The organism is Gemmatimonadota bacterium, assembly GCA_026706845.1.
In the GTDB taxonomy this organism is placed as follows: Bacteria; Latescibacterota; UBA2968; order UBA2968; family UBA2968; genus VXRD01.
In genome coordinates this window covers 20,893-27,096 of sequence record JAPOXY010000069.1, presented here as the reverse complement: position 1 = coordinate 27,096, position 6,204 = coordinate 20,893, and the positions used below count along the sequence as shown (strand labels likewise).

Sequence of the window (6,204 nt, the reverse complement as noted above, 5' to 3'; positions counted from 1 at the left end):
CCCAGACAAAGCCGCGGATAACGCCGGTGGTCGCCTGAGATTGCGCCCATGTGGGGGCGTGCAATAGGGTAGCGCACAAGAATAGGAAGGGTAAGACGCGGATAGGGGGGAGAAGCGAGAAAATCTTTAGTTTTGGGATTTTATATCTCATACAATGTGAAAGTCGGGCGGGAACAACAGATCCCAAACTCCTGTTCTACTATCTCCTTATGCGGACCTCAGAATTTTATACTGATCGCCATTGCCACGGGGCACAGTGGCCTCTTGATACGAGACAATAAATGCCCGCCGTATATGGTCTGTCTGGTTGCCTTTGGAATGATGCCACAAACAGGCGTGGAATAAAAGGATATCCCCGGCTTTTACAGGACAGGGGATCGCATCATCGAACATAAGATCGGCTGGTCCCATACACTTTGGGCATTGTCCGCCAAATGGTCCATGCGTGACCACGCCGCCCTTATGGCTTTGTGGCACGACCCACAAACACCCATTTGTCTCATCCGCGTCCTGTAGCGGTATCCAGGTGGACATGCGCGTTTTGCTCAGGGCGCGTGTATTGTAATACGCGTCGTCCTGGTGCCAGTGGCAGATGTCGTTGGAATGCGGCACTTTTGCCGTCAACTTGGCCGAATAAATCGAAATGCCGGGTTTTACAATGTCTTCGATCAGTGTCAATACCCGCTCATCTTGGGCAAATTGGCGGGTCACTTCTGATCGCAATCCCAACTGCATGATCCATCCCTTGTTGCGCCCCGTTCTTTTTTGTGTTTCCTGAAGTCGATCGATCTCGCGGTCGATTTCCGCGAGTTCCTCCAGCGGAAATATATCTGGCACAATCACATAGCCCTGTTCGCGATAGATCGCCACCTCGTCGCCACTGAGTTTGCGGAGGTCTGTTTCAATCATTGTCATTTTTTCACTCCTTCAAAAACAACTCGACTACGGGCACTGTCACATTGGGTTTTTGCACGGGCAATTCCAGTGTCAGGGTTTCTCTTTCGATACTGCTGTCTCCCGTGTGTCCAGCGCGGGGCTGGTGAAATCGCACTTCTGAAGCATCGTTTAATAACTGGGCGTATTCTACCTTGCCAGCAAATCCATCGAGATGCAGATGGCGGAACGGATAGGTGAACAGGTGTACGTACAGCCGATTGGTGTCGGGATTGTAGGTCAAGCGGCAATCCTCCGGCGTCTGAAATTCCTCTGGCGCGGCAGTACAGCTATAAATGGATCGGCTGTGCCATTTCATCCATTCGCCCATTCCGTTCAGGCAATCCAATGCTCGATCGTCAAATACCCCGCGTCCGGTCGGTCCGACATTGAGCAATAAATTGCCCCCGCGGCTTACCACGCCGACCAGCATTTGCACCAGTTGCTCGATGCTCTTCCAACTTGTTTCATCGCGGTGATAGCCCCACGACCCCGAAAATGTTTGACAGGTCTCCCACAATACGCGCTCGCCCTGATAGGTGACCCATTCGCGCGGCATAAATTGTTCGGGTGTGCGATAATCCCATCCGCCTTCTACGTCGTCCAGGTCCAGCCGGTCGTTAATCACAATACCCGGCTGCAACTCGCGCGTCATTTTCATCAGTTGAATGCTGTTCCAATCATCTCGCCCTTTGCCGTCAAAACCCTCGGGCCTGCCCCTTGCGCCGGCCGGATAGCTAAAATCGTAAAAGAGCATATCCACTTTGCCGTATTCGGTGAGCAATTCGCGGACTTGACCGTGCAAATACGCGGCGTATTGGGCTTGATCGCGAGGTTCGTTCAACTTGTCCTTATCGGGGTGGTTCCGCAGGCTGTGAACAGCGTCAATTCTGAAATGCGGATGGTGCCAGTCGATCAGGGAGTGGTAAAAGCCGACCTTCATATCCCGTGACCGAAATGCTTCTACCATGGGTTTTAACAAATCCCTGTGCGCGGGGGTATTGGTCGCTTTGTATTCCGTCAGTTTGGAGTCCCACAGCGCGAAGCCTTCGTGGTGTTTGGTGGTTACACAAAAATATTTCATGCCTGCGTTGGCCGCCGCATCTGCCCAGGCTTCGGGATCGTACAAATCCGGATCGAAGTATTTTAAGTACCGATCGTATTGTGCGTCGGGGATTTCTTCTCGCTGCTTCACCCACTCGTGCCGCGCGGGCAATGCGTACAATCCCCAGTGGATGAACAGTCCGAATCTATCATGTGTAAACCAATTCGTGTCACCCTGCAGGTCTGACATGTGTTCTCCTTTATCTTAAACAGTTTCCGATGCAGCAGCAAGTTGATGATTGACAATCCGCCAGAATGTGACGACTGCGTCTTTCTTCCCGTCAAAAAAGTCCTCAAAAAAACCAACCGAATTTAACGGCAATGGATAGGCATAACGCTCGCCATCTTCACCAATCTCTGTGACCCAATCGTCAGGCTCTTTAGAATCGACTATCTCAAACAACGTAGCATCATAGAGAAAGGGCCTGCCTGCGTCGTTCAAGATTCTAAAATCATCGGCTTCTATCCCAATTACAACATAATATTGGTTGGGCGTGAGATCGGGATATTCGGTATTCTGTTCTCTAAATTTGACGATCATAGCGGATTAGAGTTCTGATAGCTGTACTTCTCGTCCTTCCATCGTACTCGTGACGGCTCCGAAGACCATGGACATGGATTTCAGGTTGTCTTCTGCATTGCATTCGGGTTGGCGGTCTTCGCGAAGGGCGCGAACAAATTCGTTGAGCACGGGATTTGGTCCGTCGATTTCGTCGAGTGCGATTTGTTCGCGGATTTGTGGATTTTGTTTGTGCTTGAGTGTGTAAAAGAGATCAAAGCCCTCCCACGTGAGCGTGCCTTTTGGCCCCTCGTAGCGCCACTCGCCGTTGTGTCCCGCAGGCACATGTCCCATTGTGCAGCCAATACCGCGATGTGTGGCGACTATGCCGTTTTCAAATTTGAAGACGATAATCTGGCAGGCGTCGCCCTGATGCCAGCCCCAGGGCAAATTCCAGGTGATGGCGTGTGCGCTGACGGGGTCGGCATTGAGGGTGTAGCGCATCATGTCAAAGTGGTGGATGCCCATGTCGGTGAGGAACATATAGGGTTCTGTTACATAGTGGCTGCCCGGATTGTCTGCCCAATCGACATAGAGCGATACGTCGAGTTGCGCCACGTCGCCAATATGTCTGGCTTCGAGCAGGCGCCGCGTGGTGCGGGGCAGTGCATTAAAGCGGTAGTTTTGTGTGATCATGTGTTTGACACCTGCTTTTTTGCCCGCTTCAACGACGCGCTTAGCGGCTTCGAAGTTATCGCTCAGGGGTTTTTCGCCCAATAGGTTGAGGCCCGCATCAAAGGCTTTCATCGCGATGGTTTCGTGAACAGCGGGTGGGGTGACATCAACGACAAAGTCGGCTTCTACGGAGGCGGCATCGCTGAGGTCGTCGAAGATGAGATCTGCGGGTACGCCGCGTTCTTCTATCGCGCGTTTTTTATTTTCTTCTGAGGGTTCGACATAGGCGACCAATTCGACTCCGGGATGTGCTTCACACGCGGCCTGCCAGTGACGCGCACGACCACCGAGGCCGACGAGAATTGCTTTCATGGTATAGATTCCTTACCTAAAAATCATCCGATTCGACATAAGCCTGGATCAGACGGTCTTCGCCTTCTTTGCCGGGCAGGCTGATGCCGTGTTCCATGCCGACGATGCTCGTGCAGCCTTTTTCGTGTAGATGTTTGAAGATACTTTTGTAGTTGATTTCACCAGTGGTGGGTTCTTTGCGACCGGGGTTATCGCCTACTTGAAAAACACCGATTTCAGACCAGCAGCGGTCGATATTGGGAATGAGATTGCCTTCGGTGATTTGCTGGTGGTAGATGTCAAAGAGGATTTTGCAACACGGGTGGTTGACAGCCTGACAGATCAGATATGCCTGTGGCGAGCCAGCCAGATAAACGCGAGGGTGGTTAGTTAGACGATTGAGCGGTTCCAATACCATTACCAGACCCGATTCTTCGAGAATGTCGCAGCATCGTTTGAGCAGTTCGATCACATTGGCTGTTTGATAATCCCACGCGAGTTTTAAGTCGTAAAGCCCGGGTACGACTGTACACCATTTTGCATTTACGCGTTTGGCAACTTCTATGGCGGCTTTGATATCTTTTAGCACGGCCTGTTTTGCATCTTCATCGTCGCCGGCAAATGTGACATCTGAAAAAGATCCCGTGGCGACAAAAACACCCATTTCGAGGTTTAATCGGGTCATTTCTGCGGCGATTTTTTCTTGCATTCCTATGTCGCGTTTGGGCATGCCATTGTCTTCCCAGGCTGTAAAGCCCTGATCTGCGGCGTATTTGAGTTGGTCGAGATAGTCATCGCCCGCGCTGTTTGAGAAATGGCCGTGGTGCGGGGCGTATTTGAGGTTGAATTCCCGTTGGGGCATGTAACTCTCCTTTAAGGTTGAAAAAAATAATGGTCTAAAACAAGGGTTTAATTTGACAGGATCGCGCGCGTGTGTCAAATAGAAAATCGCCATCTGCTGTGTGGTGAGATTCCGATTTCGCCTTGACAAAAGGTGTGGGTAGGAATATGATGCATGCAAAATGCAGCGTGCAAATAGCCACAAAGGAGTATTACTATGTCCAGTGCAATGGAGACCGCGACGCTCGGGGGCGGGTGTTTTTGGTGCGTGGAGGCGATTTATCAGGATGTGATTGGCGTGCATAAAGTCGTGTCGGGATACGCAGGGGGAACGGTGGAGAATCCGACATACGAGGAGGTGTGTTCGGGTACCACAGGACACGCCGAGGTGGTGCAGATTGCGTTTGATCCGACTGCGATTTCGTTTGAGGAGATTCTGTTCATTTTCTGGCGCACGCATGATCCAACGACATTGAATCGTCAGGGGAATGACGTGGGTACGCAGTATCGATCGGTGATCTATTATCACGATGAAGAGCAGAAGAAAATTGCCGAGCAGTCAAAGGCCGAGACAGATGCATCGGATTTATGGGCTGATCCGATTGTGACGGAGATTGCGCCGCTTCCAATATTTTATGAGGGGGAAGCGTATCATCAGAATTATTTTGTCGAGAATCCATATCAACCGTATTGCATCTTTGTTATCAATCCCAAAGTGCAAAAGTTTCGCAAGTCGTTTCGCAATAAACTGAGGGGTGAAAAATGAGTGACGCACCTGTTCGCGTTGGGTTTGTAGGCTGTGGGAAACAGGCGAGTGCATCGTGGTATCCCAATTTTGCAACCATACCAGAATTGGATCTGTACGCCTGCTGTGATTTGCAAGTGGAACTGGCAGAGCGCAATGCGCGGTTTTTTGGGGCGAGAAGATGGTACACAAATTTGTCTGATATGCTCGAGAAGGAAGATCTGGATGCCGTGATGGTCGTGGGTCCGCCGGATATGCATTTTGAGTGTGGGAAGCAGGTGCTGGCAGCGGGGTTGCCGTTGATGATGGAGAAGCCTCCAGCGCGTTTAACAGCCCAGGCTCAGGAGTTGGCTGATATGGCTGAGAGGCGAGGGCTGATTACGCAGATTGGTCACAATATGCGACACGCGCCTGGGGTGCAAAAATTTCGAGAGTTTATGGCGACGCCCGAGTTTGGGAAATTGCTTTTTTTGGAGAGTCGGTATTTTATGCCAGGTCCGATGTGGCCGGATGATTCAGACTATCGTGCGGGCTGGCAGTATATGATTTTTCAGTCAACACACGCGGTAGATCTCGCGCGTTTTTTGGGTGGGGAAATCGAGCGGGTTTACGCGGATTTGTCGGTTGGTGAGGGGGGACGATTTGCAATTGCCTGTACCGCGCATTTTGATAGCGGTGCAACCGGAATGATTACGCTGACGGGTTGTACCCCAAATTGGACGTGTAAGATTGAAGCGGCGGGCGATGCGCGGGCGCATTTGCGTCTGGTGAATTTGCATACGTTGGATTTTGAACCCCATTCACCCGAAGGGGGGTACCAACCCTCGCCCGGTATTCCATCTCAATCTTATTCTCCCGCCGTGCGGGACAATGCGGAAAAACGAAGTGGGTACTGGGGGCAAATGCAGGCTTTTGCGCGGGCTGTACAAAAAGGGGAGTCAGATTCACCAACTCTGAGAGATGCGTGTCAGGCGATGGTGGTATGCGAGGCGATTTGCGATAGCATCGAGCGAAAAGCTCCGGTGGATGTCGAACTTTCGTGAGGTTCAAGAAGGTG

At 51.4% G+C, this 6,204-nt stretch carries 7 protein-coding genes; 2 read left to right on the top strand and 5 right to left on the bottom strand.

Going from position 1 to position 6,204, the window contains the following annotated elements; translation table 11 throughout:
• Window positions 1-207 precede the first annotated feature (207 nt).
• From OXG87_06755 to OXG87_06735, 5 genes are read right to left on the bottom strand one after another with little or no spacing between them, the layout of a single operon-like run.
• Window positions 208-915: a phytanoyl-CoA dioxygenase family protein gene (locus tag OXG87_06755; GenBank protein MCY3869241.1), complete on the bottom strand. Its 708-nt coding sequence runs from the start codon at window positions 913-915 to the stop codon at window positions 208-210.
• A gap of 4 nt (window positions 916-919) precedes the next feature.
• The gene (locus OXG87_06750; protein MCY3869240.1) at window positions 920-2,227 is read right to left on the bottom strand and encodes an alpha-L-fucosidase; all 1,308 of its coding nucleotides are present in this window, start codon (window positions 2,225-2,227) and stop codon (window positions 920-922) included.
• Window positions 2,228-2,242: 15 nt separating this feature from the next.
• Window positions 2,243-2,578, bottom strand: a complete 336-nt coding sequence (locus OXG87_06745) for a hypothetical protein (protein ID MCY3869239.1) — start codon at window positions 2,576-2,578, stop codon at window positions 2,243-2,245.
• 6 nt (window positions 2,579-2,584) lie between these two features.
• A complete protein-coding gene (locus OXG87_06740) occupies window positions 2,585-3,583 on the bottom strand; it encodes a Gfo/Idh/MocA family oxidoreductase (GenBank protein MCY3869238.1) in 999 nt (332 codons plus the stop codon).
• 16 nt (window positions 3,584-3,599) lie between these two features.
• Window positions 3,600-4,424 (bottom strand): TIM barrel protein, encoded by an 825-nt coding sequence (locus tag OXG87_06735; protein ID MCY3869237.1) that lies wholly within the window; start codon window positions 4,422-4,424, stop codon window positions 3,600-3,602.
• Window positions 4,425-4,619: 195 nt separating this feature from the next.
• Between OXG87_06735 and msrA the strand changes: the two genes are divergently transcribed.
• Together msrA and OXG87_06725 are read left to right on the top strand one after the other, a co-directional pair.
• A complete protein-coding gene (msrA, locus tag OXG87_06730; GenBank protein MCY3869236.1) occupies window positions 4,620-5,168 on the top strand; it encodes a peptide-methionine (S)-S-oxide reductase MsrA in 549 nt (182 codons plus the stop codon).
• On the top strand, window positions 5,165-6,190 hold the full coding sequence (locus OXG87_06725) for a Gfo/Idh/MocA family oxidoreductase (GenBank protein MCY3869235.1): 1,026 nt from the start codon (window positions 5,165-5,167) through the stop codon (window positions 6,188-6,190). Before msrA ends, OXG87_06725 begins: the two co-directional genes overlap by 4 nt.
• The last annotated feature ends 14 nt before the right edge of the window (window positions 6,191-6,204 follow it).

Excerpts from the sequence above, each read along its gene's own strand:
- OXG87_06755 (MCY3869241.1), bottom strand. The coding sequence starts at position 915 with ATGACAATGATTGAAACAGACCTCCGCAAACTCAGTGGCGACGAGGTG.
- OXG87_06750 (MCY3869240.1), bottom strand. The coding sequence starts at position 2,227 with ATGTCAGACCTGCAGGGTGACACGAATTGGTTTACACATGATAGATTC.
- OXG87_06745 (MCY3869239.1), bottom strand. The coding sequence starts at position 2,578 with ATGATCGTCAAATTTAGAGAACAGAATACCGAATATCCCGATCTCACG.
- OXG87_06740 (MCY3869238.1), bottom strand. The coding sequence starts at position 3,583 with ATGAAAGCAATTCTCGTCGGCCTCGGTGGTCGTGCGCGTCACTGGCAG.
- OXG87_06735 (MCY3869237.1), bottom strand. The coding sequence starts at position 4,424 with ATGCCCCAACGGGAATTCAACCTCAAATACGCCCCGCACCACGGCCAT.
- msrA (MCY3869236.1), top strand. The coding sequence starts at position 4,620 with ATGTCCAGTGCAATGGAGACCGCGACGCTCGGGGGCGGGTGTTTTTGG.
- OXG87_06725 (MCY3869235.1), top strand. The coding sequence starts at position 5,165 with ATGAGTGACGCACCTGTTCGCGTTGGGTTTGTAGGCTGTGGGAAACAG.